The organism is Paenibacillus sp. sgz302114 (assembly GCF_056120345.1).
This window is the reverse complement of sequence record NZ_JBVYOI010000017.1, coordinates 35,973-54,123: the sequence shown is the minus strand read 5'-3', so window position 1 is coordinate 54,123 and position 18,151 is coordinate 35,973. Positions and strand designations below refer to the sequence as shown.

The following is an 18,151-nucleotide window of genomic DNA, read 5'->3' as shown; positions in this document are numbered from 1 at the left end:
GGTATCAAACAAAGAAGACCGCCATGGAGGCAGTCTTCAACATGCTACACGAGCGCAAGCTCGAGCGGCGTCAGCGCGTGTGATTCATCGATATAGACAAAGGCATCGTAGCGCTCCGACATGACACTTGGCACATAATTGCCGCGCTCATAATGCGGATGATAGACGACGCCAATTGCCCGGTGACCATATGTGTCATGAAATAACGGCGAATCAGCCCCTTTAAAGATCAGCCACTGATCCTGCGCTCCAGCTTCGTGCATCAGCTCCTCCCAGCTGCCTTTCATCGCCGGCGGGACACGCATCACCTCAAGCTGCGAATCCCACGCTGCAGCTGCGATTACAGTGCCTCGGTTAGTACCGGCTCCAATCGCGAACACCTCGCCCGGATGCTGCGCTTGCTCACGCACGAGCTGTCCGACATTAACCATGTCGTCAGCAAGCATGTCGGTCGCACGAGCATCTCCGATATGGGTGTTATGCTCCCACACAATCGCTTTTGCCTCAGGACCATAGAAGCTCATCACCCTACCGAGCGATTCAACCATATGCCGATCCCGAATGTTCCACGATTCCGGTCCGCCCCTCACCATCGACTGATAATACCGCTCGGCATTCACGGCGACAAGAGCGTTAATCTCGTCATTTAGAAGTGCTTCATGCGAGGGAGCTCTCCCACTTTCACTCCCACTTCTATTTGCTTTTCGCCTAGCTTCAAGCTGAGCCAACAACTGAACGACTTCCTCCTGGCATGTCTCCGAGAAGAATGCTGCGGTCATGCCGTAGTTCTGCCCTTCCCTCCCATGCGGCTCGAAGCAGGCGAACGCCTTCAGGGCTGCTGGCAGCTCCGGAGAATTCGTCTCCTTGAGATGCTTAATGATCTCATCCATCGACTCCCACAGACTGTATACATCAAGTCCATAGAAACCGACCCGCTTCGCCTCAGGCAGCTCACGATTGTACTCTCGGAGCCAAGCGGCCAATTCCCGCGTCTCTTTATTCGCCCACATCCAGGACGGCCATCTGTCGAAGGATTGCAGAACCTCTTCCAAGGAAGCCTTGGCATCCGGCGCATGCTTCACATATTTGTTCACCTCATAGCAAGAAGGCCAATCACCTTCTACAGCAATGAAAGTAAAACCATGTTCCGCAATGAGCATCTTGGACAATGCGGTCCGATAAGTATAAAATTCGCTCGTGCCATGGCTCGCTTCCCCGAGAAGCGCAATCTTCGCACTCCCCGCTGCATCAGCAAGCGGCCGTAAATCCTGTTCCTGACCGAACTTATTCGACACTCTTCGAATTTCATCAATGACCGCCTGTCGATACGGTGCAGATATCGTTCTTTTCACTCGTAATGGCTCCTTTGCAATTCAGAAATAAATTCTGTTTATATTTTCCAAATAGAGCGCGAATTACTCGGTCTGCTTACCGCTATTCGACTTCAACGACGAGCCTCGCCCACGGTGTCCAAAACTGATTCGGTCCCATATAGTTCGGGACGAGCTTGGCTGCACTAATGTTCCAGCAACAAAGAAAGACCGCCCGGTGGCGGTCTTCCTAGAAATTCTACAACTCCGAAGGCACGAACAAGCTCGCTACATCTTCACCGCGTTCATCACGCTGCTTCAAATCGCGAAGAAACTCTATAAATCCAACCTGCGGCGTCCATCCGAGCACCTCTTTTGCCTCGGACAGATCATGCTGCTCTACTTCTGCCGGTAGAGAGATGCCGTATTTGGCGATAAGCGCGGCAGCACCCGGCACTTGCTCCTCGCACCAAGCAGGCCCGAGAGTGCGGAAGCTAGCTCTTACTTCTTCCGGCATTCCATGATTCGTATGTACGATCGTGCGGAACAAGCCATATTCGCGTTTGCTCGCTGCAGCCAATGCAGCAACGGTTGCCCGTGCCACATCCCGCCGATCCACGCCATTGCGAAGCAATCTGGAGCCGAATTCCAGATAGGGTCTAGGAATAAATTCATGATAGCGAAGCATCGCGATAGAAGCCCCTGTCATCTCGTGGTAGGAGCGGCACAAGTCTTCACCGATCACTTTGCTTACGCCGTATACCGAGCCCCAGCCGAAGGCCATCGATGAGGCATAAATAATAGATTGAACACCTTCTCTACGGCATGCTTCCAGCACCTGATAGGTTCCGTCGACGTTAACCGCGAAGATCGTATCGTCACTAACTGGCGGCTGATGCGCACAATGCCAAGCTGCGAGATGGATTACACCGTCCACCCCTTTCACCGCTTGCTGCACATCCGTAACCGTTCGCGTATCGCATCTGACAAATTCAAGCTCCCGGAAATCTGCCGCGTTCGGCGGCATCACATCGGCCATACGCACCTCATAACCGGCTTGCAGCAGCTCGCGGCATACCGCTTGACCGCCATTGCCGCTAGCCCCTGTAACAAGTACTTTCATCTTCGACTTCGCCCTCCTCCTAGTATCTGACAACCTACACGTTATCATATCATAACCACTTGCGCAGCAACGAAAGTCTTTCGAACCGAATCTGATATAAACCGGGTCCGCCATTCATAGACTTGAAATAGAATTTAGCAATCTATTACGAGAGTGAAGGAGAATACTGATGAATCAGCTGCCAAAAGAACATTTCGTGTCCCGTTTCGTACGCAAGGACGATGCTGCATCGAGGCATTTTGTCTACAGCTTGCCGTATGAATGGTGGAGCAGACCTTATGAATATGCGTGGTGTTCGTTATTTGTTGAACCGACCGACACGGTGCTAGATGCAGCATGCGGAATTTCACATCCGTTCAAGTTCTATCTGGCGAACCATGCTCGCAGGATATACGCATGTGACATGGATCCCCGCATCACTTCCATTCCGTCCATACTGAGAGCGGTCGCTCTGGACATTGGCGAAGCAGCTGCAACAGCAGTAGCCTCCACGTATGAAGAGGGCAGCATCACGCTCAACCAAGCGAGCATTACGGAGCTACCCTATGACAATCAGCTCTTCGACAAAATCTTCTGTATCTCCGTATTGGAGCATTTGACACCTGCAGACGCCCTGCTTGCGCTAAAGGAATTTGAGCGTACATTGCATGCTGACGGATTAATTGTTGTCACGCTGGACTATCCAGCAGTCAACCTCAGTTATTTTCAAGCCATAGTCCGCCAAGCCGGGCTCGAATTTTATGGCCCTATCGACACTGCTATGAATTCCAGCTCACTCCATACGGAATATTGGGGTGGAATCCACTGTTTCCGGGCATTGCTTCGCAAGCGATAATACGATGCACAACGCAACTTCCGCCCCTCAACGATGTATAAACTTAAATGGATATGCTTGGTGGTCGAGGAGGGTAGTGTATATGTATTACAGCACAACAAGAAAACTAGTGCACAGCATGATTGTCGCAGGAATCGTACTCATCATTTACGGGCTTTGGCAATACTTGATGTCTCATGATTTCTCATCCGATGAATCTGTAATTCTATTCACTATTAGACGAATCTTATTCCCCATACTAGGAATTATTATTACATCAATTGGCTATACATTGCTGAAGCTGATCGGAGAAATTGAGGAGCAAGCGTTGTCGGTAAGGGAAGAGCTTATTCAATTAAGAAAGCTTGCCCAAAATGTTTTGGATGATAAGGATGGACGATGAGTTGGACGATAAGATTGGACGATAAGGACGGATTCACAACAGATAGGCTGCCTTATGGCAGCCTTTTGAGATTGCTCAGTTAGCATGACGTGTCATTTCGGTGGGACTCTCGGTTTCAGAAGGTTAGTTTGTTTGTTGTGTGCTGCATTGAGAGAGTTGCTAGGCTACTGTTTTGCGTGCTGTGAGCAGGTTTTTCAGGTTTTTCTTATTCTCAGGATTCGCAGACTATGCCACGCACATATAAAAAGCAGGGAAGTCGCCCGAGCGAAGAGCGACTTCCCTGCTCAAGGCTGCCACTAGGCAGCCTTTCTCCATTCTTCTCTCTATCCCATCCACATCGTCGCATCAGACTTAATTCATATCCTACTCTTCCTTCTTCTCTTCCTCGCCGAGCTCTTCGTCATCAGTCTCTTTTATCAGCGGTTCTTCTTCCAGCTGTTCCTCGGCCTTTTCCTCCGGTTGTTCCTCGGCTTGAGATTTCTTGTTCTCTTCCAGGAAAATCAGCGTCTTCACTAGAGGGGGCTCCGGACGAATCTGTCCATAGAGACGAATATAGATTTGCTCGATTTCCTCGCCGGTCAAATCGCCCTTCTCAAGAAGTTCCTCGGCAATCGCATGCACGAATTCAGAATGCGCGAGAATAAGCTTCTTCACTTGCTCCATTTGCTCCTTGAGCAGAGCATTAATCTTCGGTCGCAGCGAACGCAGCGCTTCCCCCATTGACCCGAGTGTGAGCCAGCTGAACAGCTCATCGCCCATACCGACTGCGCCGAGGAAAGCGCCCGCCATGTTGGTCGCCTGCTGCAAGTCGGAGGTTACCCCGTTCAGCTTCTTGCCGAGGAACTCTTCCTCCACCGCTCTTGCCGCGAGGCAAACTTGGATGCTGGCAAGTATCTCGCTGTCGCTTCGGTTATACCGCTCGTGCGTCGGCTTCGTCGCAGCTAGCCCAAGCGCGTTACCGCGGCGAATAATTGTCACTTTCCAGACGCGATCATGCGGCTTCAGCAAATATTGCGCAACGGCGTGGCCTGCTTCATGATAAGCCACATTCCGTTTCTCATCGTCTCGCATCGAACGGAGAGGCTGCTTGAGCCCCCATTCGTACGTTTCCATTGCCATACGGAAATCCTGGTATTCGGCTTCGAGCGCGCCGCGCTGATGCGCAATGACAACTGCTTCGTTGACGATATGCTTAATCTGCGCAGGGCTGTAGCCAATTGTATCAAGCGCCGCTTTCTCTGCGGTGAGAGACGCGCCGCGCTTTACTTTAGCGAGGTAATAATGAAAGACATCGATACGACCGTCATAATCCGGCGTATCGACCCATAGCTGACGATCGAAGCGGCCTGGTCGCAGCAGCGCCGGATCTAGAACATCCGGCAAATTCGTTGCCGCGATGGTAAGCACTGCTGGACGCTCCGCTTTCTTGCGGCGAAGGCCGAGCTGCCTTAACAGCTTCTTAAACTTTGAATTGTCCAAGTTTGGCGGGTCCATCTGCAGGAGCAGCTCGTTCAGGAGACCTGAGCCGCCGCCCATCCCCATCATGCCGCCAAGTGCCATACCGCCGCCACCTTGACGCTTCATTCCTATCGCATCTATCTCGTCGATGAAGATGATACAAGCGCCGTACATTTTGGCAAGCTTCCTCGCCTTCTTATATATGCCCATGACCTTGAGGTTCCCGACCCCAAAGAACATGTTCTGAAAGCTTGGCGCCGAAGCATAAGCGAAAGGAACCTTCGCTTCATTCGCGATAACTTGCGCGAGATAGGACTTACCAGTACCCGGCGGTCCGCACAGCAGGAAGCCGCGGATAACCTCGCCTCCCATTTCCTTAAACTCCTTCACGCCTTTGAGCAGCAAGACAATTCGCTTCGCATTCTCGACAATTTCCGGATTCCCCCGGTAGTCGTCCCATGTCGATCCGGTTTCACCAGGCAATATCCAATACGTTCGCCCTCGCGCGAGAAACCAGAACAGCGCCACGAATTGAATAATGATGAACAACACGGCAAACAAGAGCTGAAACAATAAGCTAAGAATCGTAAGCGTAACGTTCCAGACCGTAGGCCCTCCATTCCATAGAAAAACAGCTAAGATGACGAGGGCAATCAGCCAGAGGAGAATTTTACGCCACTTTACCCATTGATAACTCCTCATGGCCACACTTCCTTTTCCACACATGAATTGGCAGCAGTGATGAAAAAATGCGGTACTAACATTTTATTAGTGTTCCTGCAAAATATGCTCTTCTCCATCCGCTCCCACTCCTACGTAAGACAGCATCATACTTAATCCTATGAGCCAATCATTCGTTTATATCAGAGGTACGCAAACTTTTTTGTACGAGGCTTTAAGTTAACTAGGGGCATCAAAAAAGGCGCTCCATATCGAGCGCCTTCGGGGCTGCTATTGCACTTGCGTTTGCACTTGCGTGACTACAGAGTAGAAGCAGCAATTGTTCTTCCCCTTCATCTTTGCTTCATACATGGCTTGGTCAGCATGCATCAGCAGCGTTTTTCCTTCCGAGCCGTCATTCGGATAGATCGCAATCCCGATACTCGCGGTTACTCCAATCTTCACACCGTCCACTTCGTCCAGCTGTTCGATGACATGAATAATCTGTTCGCCAAGCGCTTCAAGTTGAGCTCTGTTCTGAACGTCCTCGAGCAGCACGATAAATTCATCGCCCGCCCATCTTGCACAGACACCGCTGCTGCGTACACATAATTGAAGGATGCCTGCAACCTCCTGCAGCAGCTTATCCCCCATTTCATGGCCGTAAGTGTCATTCACCTTCTTAAAGCCGTCCAAATCCATGAAGAAGACAGAGAAATTCGCGATATTCTTCTTGGCACGATCCAGAGCCTCGATAAGCCGTTCACCCAAATATCGGCGGTTCGGCAGCCCCGTCAACTCATCATAGTACATAATCCGAACCTCATCGGTGCGATCATGGAAACCGAATAGATGACCATGCAGCTCCCCGTCCACATCATCCATAAGCGGACTGACGTAGCATTCGAAATAACGTGTCTTTTCTATACTTGTCACGAGAGATACTCTTTCACGGAAGGGAGAAAGCTTAGGCTGCTTAGCGTTGAAATACCGTTCGATCAGCTCCGCAAGCGTTCCGTGCGATGCCTTTAACCGATGGCAATAATCGGCAAGCATCTGTCCATTCATAAGCGGACGCTCGAACAACTGCTCGAATCTGCGGTTCGCGAACACAACCTTCCCTTCGGTATCGCACATTACAATCGCCTCTTGGCTCGACTCCAGCATCCGCGCAATGATCTCATTTTGCTTCGCAATTTCGCGCTGTGCAAGCTGGCTTTCCCCAAACAGGTCTTTATAGCGAACTTCACTATCAGCCACTTTACGATACAGCAGCGTAAGACTCATATACATCTTCGTAAACTCATAGATCATGCCGCTCAACACAGCGTTCGCACAGATGAATGTGTTCCACTTTGCAACATACCAACCGACACTAAAGCGGCCTCCGCCGCACAGGATGATCGTTACATCAAGCAAAGAAGCCAGCAATGCGATACAGAGCCATGCCGTCGTCACCGTGTTTGCTCGCGTTAAGCGGAAAAATAAAACAAGCGCAATTGCGCTGTAGATGATAATAGGCACACCAATCTGATTCACGAAGAGCGGGGTAAGATGACCGTCCTTTAATAGAATGGGTACGCTGTCATGAAATTTGGTCGTGATCAGCGTACATATCGCAACTACTAGTACGATTACCATTAAGACAACCGCAGAAATCGATCTGGCTCTCGCCTGGCTAAGCTGCATCCCTTTATAGCGGGACTCGAACCAGACGTAAGCGACGATCGCCGTTGGCAGTCCAATATGCCAGATCAAATACAACCATGGCGCAGTTTGCAGTCCCGCATGGAACAAGCCTGTTTTGGAGAAGATGCCTGGGAATGTTAATAGATACATGGCCGTCATGCCGCCAGAGTATAAATACCCAGCAGCCAGCGCAAGCTCCGACGGCAAGCGATTAATGCGAAATTGGCTGTACAGCACGTAAGCCGTAATGAGTTCGAAGCAGATAACGCTTGAGAATATTGCAGGCTGATAAGCAGGCAATTCCGTCAGCATCACCCGAGCGATCGGAGCTGTCAGCAGAGCCAGCAAACAAACGAATGCGCCAATGACATAAACAAGCCTCCGCTGGGAGCGGTTTGAAGGCGTTGACAATAGATGTTGTACTGCGATTTTAGAAGTTTGTTGCTCCATGGCAGCGCCTCCATCACTTTATTAATATTGATTTTTTTCGACAAATACCGACCATTTCCTTCCCTCATGTCAGGTATTTTCACAAATATTTATCGAAGTCAAGGATATTCTTCTAAATAATTGCTAAAATTCAAATTTCTGCACATCCAGCATGGACTTCTACTCCGTTATCCTCTTTAATAAAGAGAATACATCTCACTATTCAGGCAGGTGAACAAATGGCGCATCTTACGATTACGAAGGAGCAGGCAAAACGCTTCCTGTTGCAGTATCATGGGCTTAGCGATCAGACTTCTAACTTTGAAGGCAAAGAAGGCATTTTGGCTTTCATTGATCGTGTTGGCTGCATACAGTTTGATCCGCTCAATGTGGTAGGGATGAACCATGAGCTTGTCCTGCAAGCCCGCATTCCTCACTTCAACCGAGAGATGCTTCAGCAGCTGCTTTATGAGGATCATCAGCTATTTGATCAGTGGGACAAGTGCATGTCGATTGTTCCGGTTACGGATTGGCCGTATTTTGCCCGCTTTCGCAGGCAGCACGAGGCGTGGTGCCGCTCCAATCAGGACACCGTGAATCAGGTCTATGCTGAGATTGAGAGACGCGGCCCGCTTTGCTCCAGCGATCTAGATTATGCGGAGAAAGTCGACTGGGGCTGGGGTCCGACGAGGCTGTCGCGCGCGGCACTTGAAGGCATGTACTATGCGGGGACGCTAGTCGTTCATCATAAAGTCGGCACGCGCAGATTTTATGATCTTGCGAAGCGAAGCATCCCGGAGAAGCTCTACGCTGAACCCGATCCGATCGAATCGGACGAGCAGTATTTTGCATGGAATGTGCTTCGCCGGATTGGCAGCATAGGCCTCCTATGGAATCGGCCAAGCGATGCGTGGATTGGCATTCGCGGGATGAAGAGCCGCAATCGCAACGAGGCATTCAAGCAGCTCCTTGCAAGCGGACAGCTCATGGAGGTTCATGTTGAAGATGTAGCGCATCCCCTCTACCTACGCGCTTGCGATCTTGAGTTGTTTGAGCAAGCAACGGTGGCTAGCGATGACAGTACGAAGCGCGCCAGCCTGCTCGCTCCGCTCGATAATCTGATGTGGGATCGGAATCTGATCAAAGAACTGTTCGACTTTGAGTACCGCTGGGAAGTTTACAAGCCAGCAGCGGAGCGTGCATATGGCTACTATGTGCTGCCTGTGATTTATGGCAATCGGCTCGTCGCGCGCGTCGAGTTTGCTAACCAGCGCAAAAAATCGCCGTTGACGATTCTCAATTGGTGGTGGGAGGGCGATGTCATGGTCGATGCAGCTATGCGAGACTCCGTCGCAAGCTGTTTGGAGCGTTTCGCCTCTTATCTTGAAACGACATTTGATCGTTCCAGCTTTGCAGACTTGAATATATAGAGAGTGAGGTTGTTCGAGGATGGAGCTGCAGCTAGAATCTGAGCGGTTGGAAGATTACCTGATCGAAACCGCAGAAGTAAATTTCACACACCATGCAGTTGCTGCGCTTGCGGATGAGCTGAGCCGCGGGACAGATAATGAGCTAGCTTATGTGCGAAGGGCATTCGAATACGTCCGCGATCACATCTCCCATACTTGGGATATCCAGAGCACTCGCGTCACCTCGTCCGCATCTGGCGCCCTGCTGCACCGAGAAGGGATTTGCTATGCCAAATCAATGCTGCTCTGCGCGCTGCTACGGAGCAAAGACGTGCCCTCGGGCTTCTGCTATCAGCGGCTTACACTAGGCGATACACCTGACACCGGCTATGTCATTCATGCGTTGAACGGAGTTTACCTGCAATCGCTAGGCAGATGGATCCGTCTCGACGCGCGCGGCAACAAGCCCGGCATCGACGCCCAGTTCTCGCTCGATGAGGAGCAGCTCGCTTTTCCTGTTCGTACGCTTTATGAGGAGATCGATTACCTTACGATCTATATCCATCCGTATCCGAGTACAGTCGAAGTGTTAAAGCAAGCGACGAACGCGAAGGACATGTACTTGCGGCAGCTGCCATCTGCGCTGTGATGAACCCAATCACCATACAAAGCTATAGCCGCTCCACATTGGAGCGGCTAGCTTGTTGAAAAAAAGTGATAGCGGACAATCGTGAGTCCAAACTCCCTTCATACACGAACGGTTGCCACGAACGCTATTCTACTTCAGATCGCTCATTTGGAACCCTAACGGTTGCCAGAACGGCTATTGGGCAATTCCAGCATCGAATTCAATCGATTTGAGCCCAATTAGCGTTCTAGCAACCGTTAGATTTTTGAGAAGGCTATATTTACACAAATAAGCGCTATAGCAACCGTTACAACTTTGTATATCCTCCCTCTTCGACCGAACTCGCCACAAATTCCATATTTACTTCCTATTCTCTTCCATCCATTTCACGCCATAATCAACCAGCTCTCGAACTGGCACGAGGCGGATCAGCGCATCACCAATCTGTCCGAGCTTCACGCAGCCTGTCTCCTGCTCGAATGCTTGACCAAGCAAGCCAAAGTCATCCGAATTAATATTAATCTCCTCGATTGCCGTCCACTCTCGTCTGCCATCAACGAGAATCGGCGCATAATTGGTCACCTGCTGCTTGCTAGCATAGCTTGCGCGGTATTCCGCGAGATGAAGAGATGTATTATTGCTATGATCGACGCCGAAGAGAAGCACCGAAGCTTCACAGTCATACAGCTTTGCTAGCGGTGACTGCTCACCGAGCCCAAATGCAAATGAATGATCTGCTGTAAGATAAGCCGCCTGCGGACCTCTTGCTGCAAAAGATAACTGCGGATGATAACTCCGCACCGTTCCTTCCTGCTTCCGGAAGCATTCCACAACAGCGCCCATTCCCCGCGTAGGCGTCAGATCTGGCTGGAACGCCGGCATCTCGTCACGAATAAGCTGCCACCACGCTTCCGGCACAGGCGGGTATTGCCATGGCGCAGGATCGGACAAGTCGCCACTATGTGTCGGCATGACAATCGTTCCTTCTTCGCCGATTGCATCCTCGAGTGCCAGCACAACCGCGCCGGCGCCGCCAACAATCCAGCGATTCATCGATTTCAGCGAGGAATGCACAATGAGAGTCATTCCCTTCGCAACACCAAGCGCTGTCAAATCATGGGCGAGCGAAGTACGTGTCACCGGCCACGCGGACTCATTAATTCGTTCCACGTTAACTCTCCACCTTATGAAGAAACTGCCTTACTTCCTGCAAATACTCGTCCGTTTCTTCCATATAGCTCATATGCGAACTTTCCTCGAACACGTGAATGTCCGCCCCTGGCACAAGCGACTGGTAATGCTGTGTCGCCTCGGGAGTTGCCTCATCATAGCGTCCGCACAAGAAGAGTGATGGGATAGCAATTTCATGCAGCTGCGGCGTCACATCATAATGCTTCAAATTTCCGGTTGGGCAAAATTCGGACGGTCCCCACATCGTCATGTAAACTTCTTTATTCCCCTTTGGCCTGCCGAGCTTAACGATTTCCGGCACCGGATCAAGCCGTAACACATGCCGGTCGTAATAGACCTTCATCGCCGCTTCATAGGCCTCGGAATCCGTCGTCCCTTGCTCCTCATGAAGCGCGATCGTCTGCTGGACATCGTCAGGAAGCTGCGCAATGAGCCTGTCGGCATCCTGTTTCCAAAGCGCACTGCTCAGGCATGGACTGGAGAAAATAATGCTGCGAACGCCTTCCGGCTTACGCTCGATCAAATACGATGCCGCAAGCATCGTGCCCCACGAATGTCCGAGCACATGCATCTCCGCAAGGCCCAGCGCCTCACGAATACATGCCAACTCATCTACGAAGCGATCCGTCTTCCAAAAGGATACATCTGTCGGCCGCTCGGAATTACCAGAACCAAGCTGATCGTAGAAGATGACCGGTCGCTCGTTCGCGAGCGCGCCAAGCGCAAACTTCAGCGCTCCGTGCGTATTGCCGGGGCCGCCGTGAAGCACGACGAGCGGAGTCCCATTGCCTCCTTCCTCGGTAAGCCGCGTATACCAGACTTTCCCTCCGGGTACGTCAATATATCCTTCTTCACTCATCTGATTACTCATTCGCGGCACCTTCTCCCAGCAGCTGTTGAATCGCTAGAACAGCTTCATCAATTGAGTCTGCCTTAATTGTCAGGCGATCTTCTAAGTTATATGTCGCATTCGAATGCGAGTAGCGCTGATCGTAGTAGTGAACAAGCAGCAGCTCAATCGCCATGCGGTACTCCTCGTGCTTCAACGCCCATTCGATCTCTGCAGCGATCGGCGTATGAATCCGTGATTTGATAAACCGGAACGACTGGAGGCAAGCTTCATGATGCTCCCACGGCTTATATTCTTCAAGCAAATTCGTCACTCGCGCTTCAAGCGGAAGCTCCAGCCAAATATGCTTGCCTTCTTCTTTCTTCGTCATAAGCCGATCTGGCAGCACGACCTTGCCGACTCGCTTGCTCTCCGCTTCCATTAGAAAATACGGCATAGACGCAAGCCGGATCAGCTCATCAGACAGCAGTGCGTCGAACGTCTTCTGATTATGGGATTTGAGCCCAATGTTGCCGAAGATCGAGCCGCGATGGCCCGCCAGATGTTCAATATCCAGCACCGGATAGGACTGCTCCTGCAGCTTGCGCAGAATAGCGGTCTTCCCCGTCCCTGTGTTACCGTGCAGCACATAAGCGAGAGGCGCAAGCTCAAACTCCTCCATACGGCTTACGATCCACTGGCGATAAGCGCGGTAACCGCCTTCAATCCGATATGTGCGGATGCCCATCAGATCGAGCACCGTCGCGCTCGTCTTGCTCCGCATTCCCCCTCGCCAGCAGAATACAGCTTTCTTGCCCGGAATTTGCGAGAATGCCTTGATAAAAGCAGGAAGCTTCGCGGATGCGATCTCAAGACCACGCTCCTTCGCCGCTTGCACGCTTACTTGCTTATAGATCGTGCCAATCTCGGCACGCTCTTCATCATTAAACAACGGAATATTCAAGCTTCCGGGAATGGTTGCATCCGAATACTCGGAAGGCGATCTCACATCTATCGTAACGATGCTGCCGGATTGTCTCAACGCTGATAGTTCTTCAATTGCAATATCTTGAAACATCGTCTTTTCCCCTTGAACCGTTATTGTACGAAAATATGTCCAGCACGCTCATCGCTCACTTTACCAATCAAGCTTGCTTCGACGCCATTCTCCTTCAACGCCACAAGCAGCGCTTCGGCTTGCTCTCCTGCGATTGAAATGAGCAGCCCGCCGGAAGTGACCGCATCGCACAGAATATATCGGTCGATTTGGTCAATCTCGTCCGCGAATGTTACATCATCTTGGACATGAGCGAAGTTATTCTTCGTTCCGCCTGGAACGAAGCCTTGCTCTGCAAGCTCGCGCACTCTCGGCAGCAGCGGCACGCTCTGCTTCTCGATATGCACGCTGACCTTGCTGCCCTTTGCCATCTCCAGCGCGTGACCGACTAAGCCAAAGCCCGTCACATCGGTACAGCCATGCACATCGAACGGCTCCATCGTCTCGGCCGCGGTCTTATTGAGCGTCGCCATCACTTTCGTCAACCGCACAGTCTCTTCCGGCGTCAGCTGATCCTTCTTGATCGAAGTCGTCAGAATGCCAACACCGATCGGCTTCGTCAGGATCAAGCGGTCGCCCGGCTTCGCGCCTGCATTCGCCCGCACTTTCTCAGGATGAACAAGCCCTGTGACTGCAAGACCGAACTTTGGTTCTTTATCATCAATTGAATGACCACCTACAAGAGTAGCGCCGGCTTCTTCGACTTTATCTGCTGCACCGCGCAGAATCTCGCTAAGAACACGCTTGTCCAGCGTCGAGATTGGAAACGCGACAATATTCAGCACCGTCAGTGGCTTGCCACCCATCGCATAGATATCGCTAATCGCGTTCGCCGCTGCGATTTGGCCGAAATCATACGGATTGTCGACGATGGGCGTGAAGAAGTCGAGCGTCTGCACAAGCGCCAGCTCGTCAGTCAGCTTATATACGCCTGCATCATCGCTCGTATCGAGACCGACAAGCAGGTTCGGATCTGGCTTTGCCGCAGGCAAATTGCGGAGTACTGCCGCCAGGTCTGCGGGACCGATTTTGCAGCCGCAGCCGCCTTTGCTTGAATATGAAGTTAGCTTGATATCATGAATTGATTCCGTCATGCCTGCATCCATTCCTCTCTATGACCATACATAAATGGTACCTGATACGCTTTGGAGAAGCAATGCTATCGCTTTCAAAACAGAAACACCGGCGAATCCGCCCGCGCTTCTCCTCTATCTATGAAGATTCACTTCTTTGAATCGGCTGCATGGCATCGAAGAATATGCGCCCCTCAGCGATAATTGGCTTGAATGTATCCAGTCCGCGATTCACGACGTTACTAACGTTTTCTCCGAACTTGCCAAACTCAGCGCCATGACAAGGGCAGAAGAGTACCAAATCCTTCGTCTTCGCGCGCTGCCCCGTCGTTGCCGGCTCCACCGAACAGCCCAAATGCGTGCAGGCTGGCGACAAAATGAGAATCTGTCCATTCTGATCCTTCGTCACATAGACGAACCCTCTAATCGGCTTCGTATACCAAGCATCCACATATTCAGCTTGGTAATGTATTTTCTTCATATCAGTTAGTGCCGATAACTCCTCATAGCTGCCCAGGTCTACGATATTTCCTGGCCGTTGCTCGGCTTTCGCTTTGCTCTTGTGCGTCTTCGCGCCGTAATAGAATAGTCCCGTTGTACCCGTCAATGCAGCAGTAACACCTAAAGCGAGTTTGCCGGTAGTCCCTAGAAAAGCTCGACGCGACAGCTGCCGCGGCATTCGATCCCTCAAGCTGTCCACCTCCATTTACCGCCAGATGCCTTCCATTATATGACTAAATCTGGGAAATAAAAAGAACTACAAAGCCGCAGCCTTGTAGTTCTTGTGACAATTTTACTCGTGCGTAGGCTCGATTGCTGGGAAGCCGATCTTCTGCCAACGGAACAGGCGCTGAGCGCGCGGCGACATGTTGTCGTACGTCTCTTGCGGAATTTGAACCCGGTTGTCGCGGTCTACAGAGCTGTAGATGAGCGCGATATTCGGACGGATTTCGTTGCCTTTGTTAGGCGTTCCTCTGTGCCACATACGAACGTCGCGGATCAGGATGGAGCCTGCTGGCATATGCACTTTCATCGACTGCATATATGGTGCGAGATCTTCCGGCTTCGGCGCGTTCGGGCCGTACCAGCTGTCCGGCATCAGGTGCGTGCCGCCTGGCCAAATTTCCATTGGGCCATTGCCATCGTGTACGTCAACGAGCGGAATGTTGAACACAAGGTCCGTAATCGGCAGCGACACTTGGCATTGATCGCCGAAGCGAGCGCCGTAGTCTGCGTGAACCGGTTGCGTCTTCTGTCCGCCTGGCAGCGAAGTGTTGGACGAGAACAACGTTACGCTGTACTCGGGACCAAGCACTTTGTCGATAATTGCCATTGCAAACGGGTGCTCGATAACGAGCGAATCGTTGAATGGAGCTTCGAACGGAAGGAAGATGCCGAGGTGGTTCGTACCTTCGTTAAAGCCTTTCTTCTTCAGGTAAATATCGTGACCGTGCTTCTCAATGAACCAGTCCATCGCTTTCTTGAAAGCTGTGAACAGTTCAGTTACTTTCGCTTGTGGAACAACGCTCTCAATAATAACATAGCCGTTAATCTTAACCAGGTTAGCGGCTAGCTCAAGTGTTTCCGGTTTTAGTGTTAGTGTATCCAATTCTTCTTGACTAACTTTCAAATTCACCTAAATCACCTCAAGGTATGTCTTCGTAAGTTGCTTACAACTCCTAAACTAACACATTTGCCCGTCAATTGCACTAATTTTTTTACATACTTAATTAAGTTTATTAAGAAAATAGTAGAACATGTTTTCACACATATGAACATGCTCTTTCTAACTTTCACCATTAATAAGCTCGAGCTCCATCACAGTGTCAGTTTCATCCGGAAGATACGCACTGCTAAACCTCAAGCGATTCACGCGGATATCGCCAAGAGCGCTCAGTCCGACATTGAGCAGCAGGTTCCCCCTTTGCTTATGCATTCCACCAAGCCGCGAATGACCGACTTCGGTGATTTGTAATTCATATCCCTATAGCAGTATCCCCAATGATCAGTCAGCGTAATGCATGCTTCCCACGGAACAAGCTCGCCTGCGTCGTTAACGACACCTTCCTCCTCTCTTATTTGAATTGCTCGAATACCTCTGCATATCGGCCTTGGCAGCCAACATCCGCGAATGACAACGGCTCGATGCCTCGAGGATCTGTGACAGAACGCGCCTCGAAGCTCAACTCTCCTAGCTCAGCTCCCTTCAGCTCCGGATCTGCAAACACATTACCGTCTTGCTCCTGCAACTCCCGCTCCGCGCCTATCTGCTTATAATGCAGTACTTCTCTGAAGGTGTGAACGCCACTTCGACTGTGCAGCACATTATCCCTGAATGAAGCAATTCCATCTGCGGATGAAAACGTGCTCATATAAGGATGGTCGTCATATTCCGCAGAAGGCAGCTTGCTCGGATTGCCCTTCGGCGAGATGATCTTAATCGACTCTGCCTCAAGCACATTGCGTTCAAACGCAAGTCCGAACGTATTATAGACAGAGATCACCTGAGGACCGCGATCGACAAAAATATTGTTAATATAACGACAGTCCCGCGTCATATGACTCAACATCGGCAAGCCGAGATTGATGGCTAGATTGCGCTCGACCGTACAATTCGTGCATTTCTCATCAAGGTAGTACGCGTACCGCCGCACATGCTCTTTCGATTTGGCGAACACCGCATTGCCGCTTACGTTCACCTGGTCGCTGTACCAGCTCAGGTAGATCGCAGAACCGTCCTTCATGAAATTCATCGTGTTATATAGCAAATTATCTTCAATTGTCGTATTCGAGCTTGCGCTCGCGATGCCGCTGTACGGCGTGTCATGTATCTCGTTGTGGCTTATCGTATGCCCTGCGCCATCGCTGTTCACAGCAATGGCGCTTGAGTAAACAAGCCCTACGTCGTGAATACGCGAGCACTCAAGCGCAATCGCTTCTCCCTTCCATTGGATGCCTCCTGCCCCGGTATGATGGACATGACATTCATTGAGCCTGATATGCTTGCCGCTCAATTGGAATCCCCATCCGCCGGTGTTGCGAACAGTGACGCGGTCGAACTCGACCTCCTCCACATCTTCAGCGTGAATCGCAGCGCTCACATGCATCGCGCCGAAGCCTCCCGCAGAAAGCGGAGACGCGGCGCATGCAAATGTGAGGCCGGCGATACGAATCCGATTCGCGCCTTCTTCCAGTCGAAGAAGCTGCTCTCTTGCAGGTGCAATCACACGAAGCGACTCCGGATGCTCAGACTCCTCCGGGAGCGGCCAGTAGACGAGCTTCCCAGCCGTCCTGTCCAAATACCACTGACCCCGTTCGCGCATACCTTCCCGTACATTCCAAACCGCATAAGTCATGGCGTTATCATTACGTGCGTAGAATGCGCCCGGCGGATGTCCTGGCGCATTATCGAAATGAATTACGGTTACGCCGCATTCATCCTCCTGATCCGCGCCTGACACTTTCACCTGCTCCTGTTCAACATGAGAGACCCCAACTAACGACTCATCCCATTCATGGTAGATGGTCAGCTCCGCATTGCCACAGTCCAGCCATGTGCCAACATCGGAAGCATTGACACGAAGCGTCATCCTTTCTTCCTCCGTCGGCTGCCGCTTCCAGCCGCCTGCGAAGGTCGAGAGCCACTCGACGTCGAATGCGTTCAGATGCCGGAACGCCCCCTGCTCCGGCAATCGCGCCCGCTGTCGGCATGTACCGTTCACTTCAATCATGCGGAAGTCGCGCGTGTGATCTTCAGCATTTACGCCATCCAGAGGCGCGGTCAGCCATTCTCCTTCCCGCTGCCAAGACGTGATCAACGAGCCCCCGTACAGCACCGGATACTCGTTCGGATAAGCTTCAATCGTTAGACCGGCATCATCTGCGGTCAAGACCATGGATACATCCTCGTATTCACCGGCTCGAACAATAATCCTTTTGTCCGCACCGCCGCAGCTTCTCGTTCGCGCTAGCGCCTCCGATAATGTGCATACCGGGGCTTCTTCTGACCCTTCATTCGAATCTGCTCCATATGGAGCAACATAGAGCCGAATGCCCTCTCCCTTCTGTGCCATATCCG

General features: G+C 51.4%; 16 protein-coding genes. 4 read left to right on the top strand and 12 right to left on the bottom strand.

Going from position 1 to position 18,151, the window contains the following annotated elements; genetic code table 11:
- Positions 1-44: 44 nt before the first annotated feature.
- Together AC0LWF_RS25325 and AC0LWF_RS25320 are read right to left on the bottom strand one after the other, a co-directional pair.
- Entirely contained in the window at positions 45-1,352 is a 1,308-nt protein-coding gene (locus tag AC0LWF_RS25325; protein ID WP_474654313.1) for an erythromycin esterase family protein, read from the bottom strand.
- A 217-nt stretch (positions 1,353-1,569) separates the two neighbouring features.
- Positions 1,570-2,433, bottom strand: coding sequence for an NAD-dependent epimerase/dehydratase family protein (locus AC0LWF_RS25320; protein ID WP_474654312.1), 864 nt, complete (start codon positions 2,431-2,433; stop codon positions 1,570-1,572).
- A gap of 169 nt (positions 2,434-2,602) precedes the next feature.
- On the opposite strand from AC0LWF_RS25320, the gene AC0LWF_RS25315 reads away from it, so the two are divergent.
- Positions 2,603-3,268, top strand: coding sequence for a class I SAM-dependent methyltransferase (locus tag AC0LWF_RS25315; protein WP_474654311.1), 666 nt, complete (start codon positions 2,603-2,605; stop codon positions 3,266-3,268).
- An 82-nt stretch (positions 3,269-3,350) separates the two neighbouring features.
- On the top strand, positions 3,351-3,650 hold the full coding sequence (locus tag AC0LWF_RS25310) for a hypothetical protein (RefSeq protein WP_474654310.1): 300 nt from the start codon (positions 3,351-3,353) through the stop codon (positions 3,648-3,650).
- A 363-nt stretch (positions 3,651-4,013) separates the two neighbouring features.
- Here AC0LWF_RS25310 and AC0LWF_RS25305 read toward each other — a convergent pair whose 3' ends face one another.
- On the bottom strand, positions 4,014-5,810 hold the full coding sequence (locus tag AC0LWF_RS25305) for an AAA family ATPase (RefSeq protein ID WP_474654309.1): 1,797 nt from the start codon (positions 5,808-5,810) through the stop codon (positions 4,014-4,016).
- A gap of 249 nt (positions 5,811-6,059) precedes the next feature.
- Positions 6,060-7,907, bottom strand: a complete 1,848-nt coding sequence (locus AC0LWF_RS25300) for a diguanylate cyclase domain-containing protein (RefSeq protein WP_474654308.1) — start codon at positions 7,905-7,907, stop codon at positions 6,060-6,062.
- 218 nt (positions 7,908-8,125) lie between these two features.
- Between AC0LWF_RS25300 and AC0LWF_RS25295 the strand changes: the two genes are divergently transcribed.
- Both AC0LWF_RS25295 and AC0LWF_RS25290 read left to right on the top strand, forming a co-directional pair.
- Positions 8,126-9,316 (top strand): winged helix-turn-helix domain-containing protein, encoded by a 1,191-nt coding sequence (locus tag AC0LWF_RS25295; protein ID WP_474654307.1) that lies wholly within the window; start codon positions 8,126-8,128, stop codon positions 9,314-9,316.
- A 19-nt stretch (positions 9,317-9,335) separates the two neighbouring features.
- A complete protein-coding gene (locus AC0LWF_RS25290) occupies positions 9,336-9,944 on the top strand; it encodes a transglutaminase-like domain-containing protein (RefSeq protein ID WP_474654306.1) in 609 nt (202 codons plus the stop codon).
- Between the two features lie 339 nt (positions 9,945-10,283).
- On the opposite strand, the gene AC0LWF_RS25285 is transcribed toward AC0LWF_RS25290, so the two are convergent.
- From AC0LWF_RS25285 to AC0LWF_RS25250, 8 genes are all read right to left on the bottom strand, one after another.
- Entirely contained in the window at positions 10,284-11,093 is an 810-nt protein-coding gene (locus tag AC0LWF_RS25285) for an AAC(3) family N-acetyltransferase (RefSeq protein ID WP_474654305.1), read from the bottom strand.
- A gap of 1 nt (position 11,094) precedes the next feature.
- Positions 11,095-11,985: a proline iminopeptidase-family hydrolase gene (locus tag AC0LWF_RS25280; RefSeq protein ID WP_474654304.1), complete on the bottom strand. Its 891-nt coding sequence runs from the start codon at positions 11,983-11,985 to the stop codon at positions 11,095-11,097.
- Positions 11,978-13,021 (bottom strand): tRNA 2-selenouridine(34) synthase MnmH, encoded by a 1,044-nt coding sequence (mnmH, locus tag AC0LWF_RS25275; RefSeq protein ID WP_474654303.1) that lies wholly within the window; start codon positions 13,019-13,021, stop codon positions 11,978-11,980. Before mnmH ends, AC0LWF_RS25280 begins: the two co-directional genes overlap by 8 nt.
- 20 nt (positions 13,022-13,041) lie before the next feature.
- Entirely contained in the window at positions 13,042-14,094 is a 1,053-nt protein-coding gene (selD, locus tag AC0LWF_RS25270) for a selenide, water dikinase SelD (RefSeq protein ID WP_474654302.1), read from the bottom strand.
- Positions 14,095-14,212: 118 nt separating this feature from the next.
- Complete coding sequence (locus tag AC0LWF_RS25265; RefSeq protein ID WP_474654301.1) at positions 14,213-14,764, bottom strand: Rieske (2Fe-2S) protein; 552 nt, start codon at positions 14,762-14,764, stop codon at positions 14,213-14,215.
- A gap of 102 nt (positions 14,765-14,866) precedes the next feature.
- The gene (locus AC0LWF_RS25260; protein WP_474654300.1) at positions 14,867-15,709 is read right to left on the bottom strand and encodes a phytanoyl-CoA dioxygenase family protein; all 843 of its coding nucleotides are present in this window, start codon (positions 15,707-15,709) and stop codon (positions 14,867-14,869) included.
- 257 nt (positions 15,710-15,966) lie between these two features.
- Positions 15,967-16,167: an alpha-L-fucosidase gene (locus AC0LWF_RS25255; RefSeq protein WP_474654342.1), complete on the bottom strand. Its 201-nt coding sequence runs from the start codon at positions 16,165-16,167 to the stop codon at positions 15,967-15,969.
- Positions 16,149-18,146 (bottom strand): right-handed parallel beta-helix repeat-containing protein, encoded by a 1,998-nt coding sequence (locus tag AC0LWF_RS25250; protein ID WP_474654299.1) that lies wholly within the window; start codon positions 18,144-18,146, stop codon positions 16,149-16,151. The genes AC0LWF_RS25255 and AC0LWF_RS25250 overlap by 19 nt, the downstream gene beginning before the upstream one ends.
- Positions 18,147-18,151 lie beyond the last annotated feature (5 nt).

Excerpts from the sequence above, each read along its gene's own strand:
- AC0LWF_RS25320 (WP_474654312.1), bottom strand. The coding sequence starts at position 2,433 with ATGAAAGTACTTGTTACAGGGGCTAGCGGCAATGGCGGTCAAGCGGTA.
- AC0LWF_RS25315 (WP_474654311.1), top strand. The coding sequence starts at position 2,603 with ATGAATCAGCTGCCAAAAGAACATTTCGTGTCCCGTTTCGTACGCAAG.
- AC0LWF_RS25310 (WP_474654310.1), top strand. The coding sequence starts at position 3,351 with ATGTATTACAGCACAACAAGAAAACTAGTGCACAGCATGATTGTCGCA.
- AC0LWF_RS25305 (WP_474654309.1), bottom strand. The coding sequence starts at position 5,810 with ATGAGGAGTTATCAATGGGTAAAGTGGCGTAAAATTCTCCTCTGGCTG.
- AC0LWF_RS25300 (WP_474654308.1), bottom strand. The coding sequence starts at position 7,907 with ATGGAGCAACAAACTTCTAAAATCGCAGTACAACATCTATTGTCAACG.
- AC0LWF_RS25295 (WP_474654307.1), top strand. The coding sequence starts at position 8,126 with ATGGCGCATCTTACGATTACGAAGGAGCAGGCAAAACGCTTCCTGTTG.
- AC0LWF_RS25290 (WP_474654306.1), top strand. The coding sequence starts at position 9,336 with ATGGAGCTGCAGCTAGAATCTGAGCGGTTGGAAGATTACCTGATCGAA.
- AC0LWF_RS25280 (WP_474654304.1), bottom strand. The coding sequence starts at position 11,985 with ATGAGTAATCAGATGAGTGAAGAAGGATATATTGACGTACCCGGAGGG.
- mnmH (WP_474654303.1), bottom strand. The coding sequence starts at position 13,021 with ATGTTTCAAGATATTGCAATTGAAGAACTATCAGCGTTGAGACAATCC.
- selD (WP_474654302.1), bottom strand. The coding sequence starts at position 14,094 with ATGACGGAATCAATTCATGATATCAAGCTAACTTCATATTCAAGCAAA.
- AC0LWF_RS25250 (WP_474654299.1), bottom strand. The coding sequence starts at position 18,146 with ATGGCACAGAAGGGAGAGGGCATTCGGCTCTATGTTGCTCCATATGGA.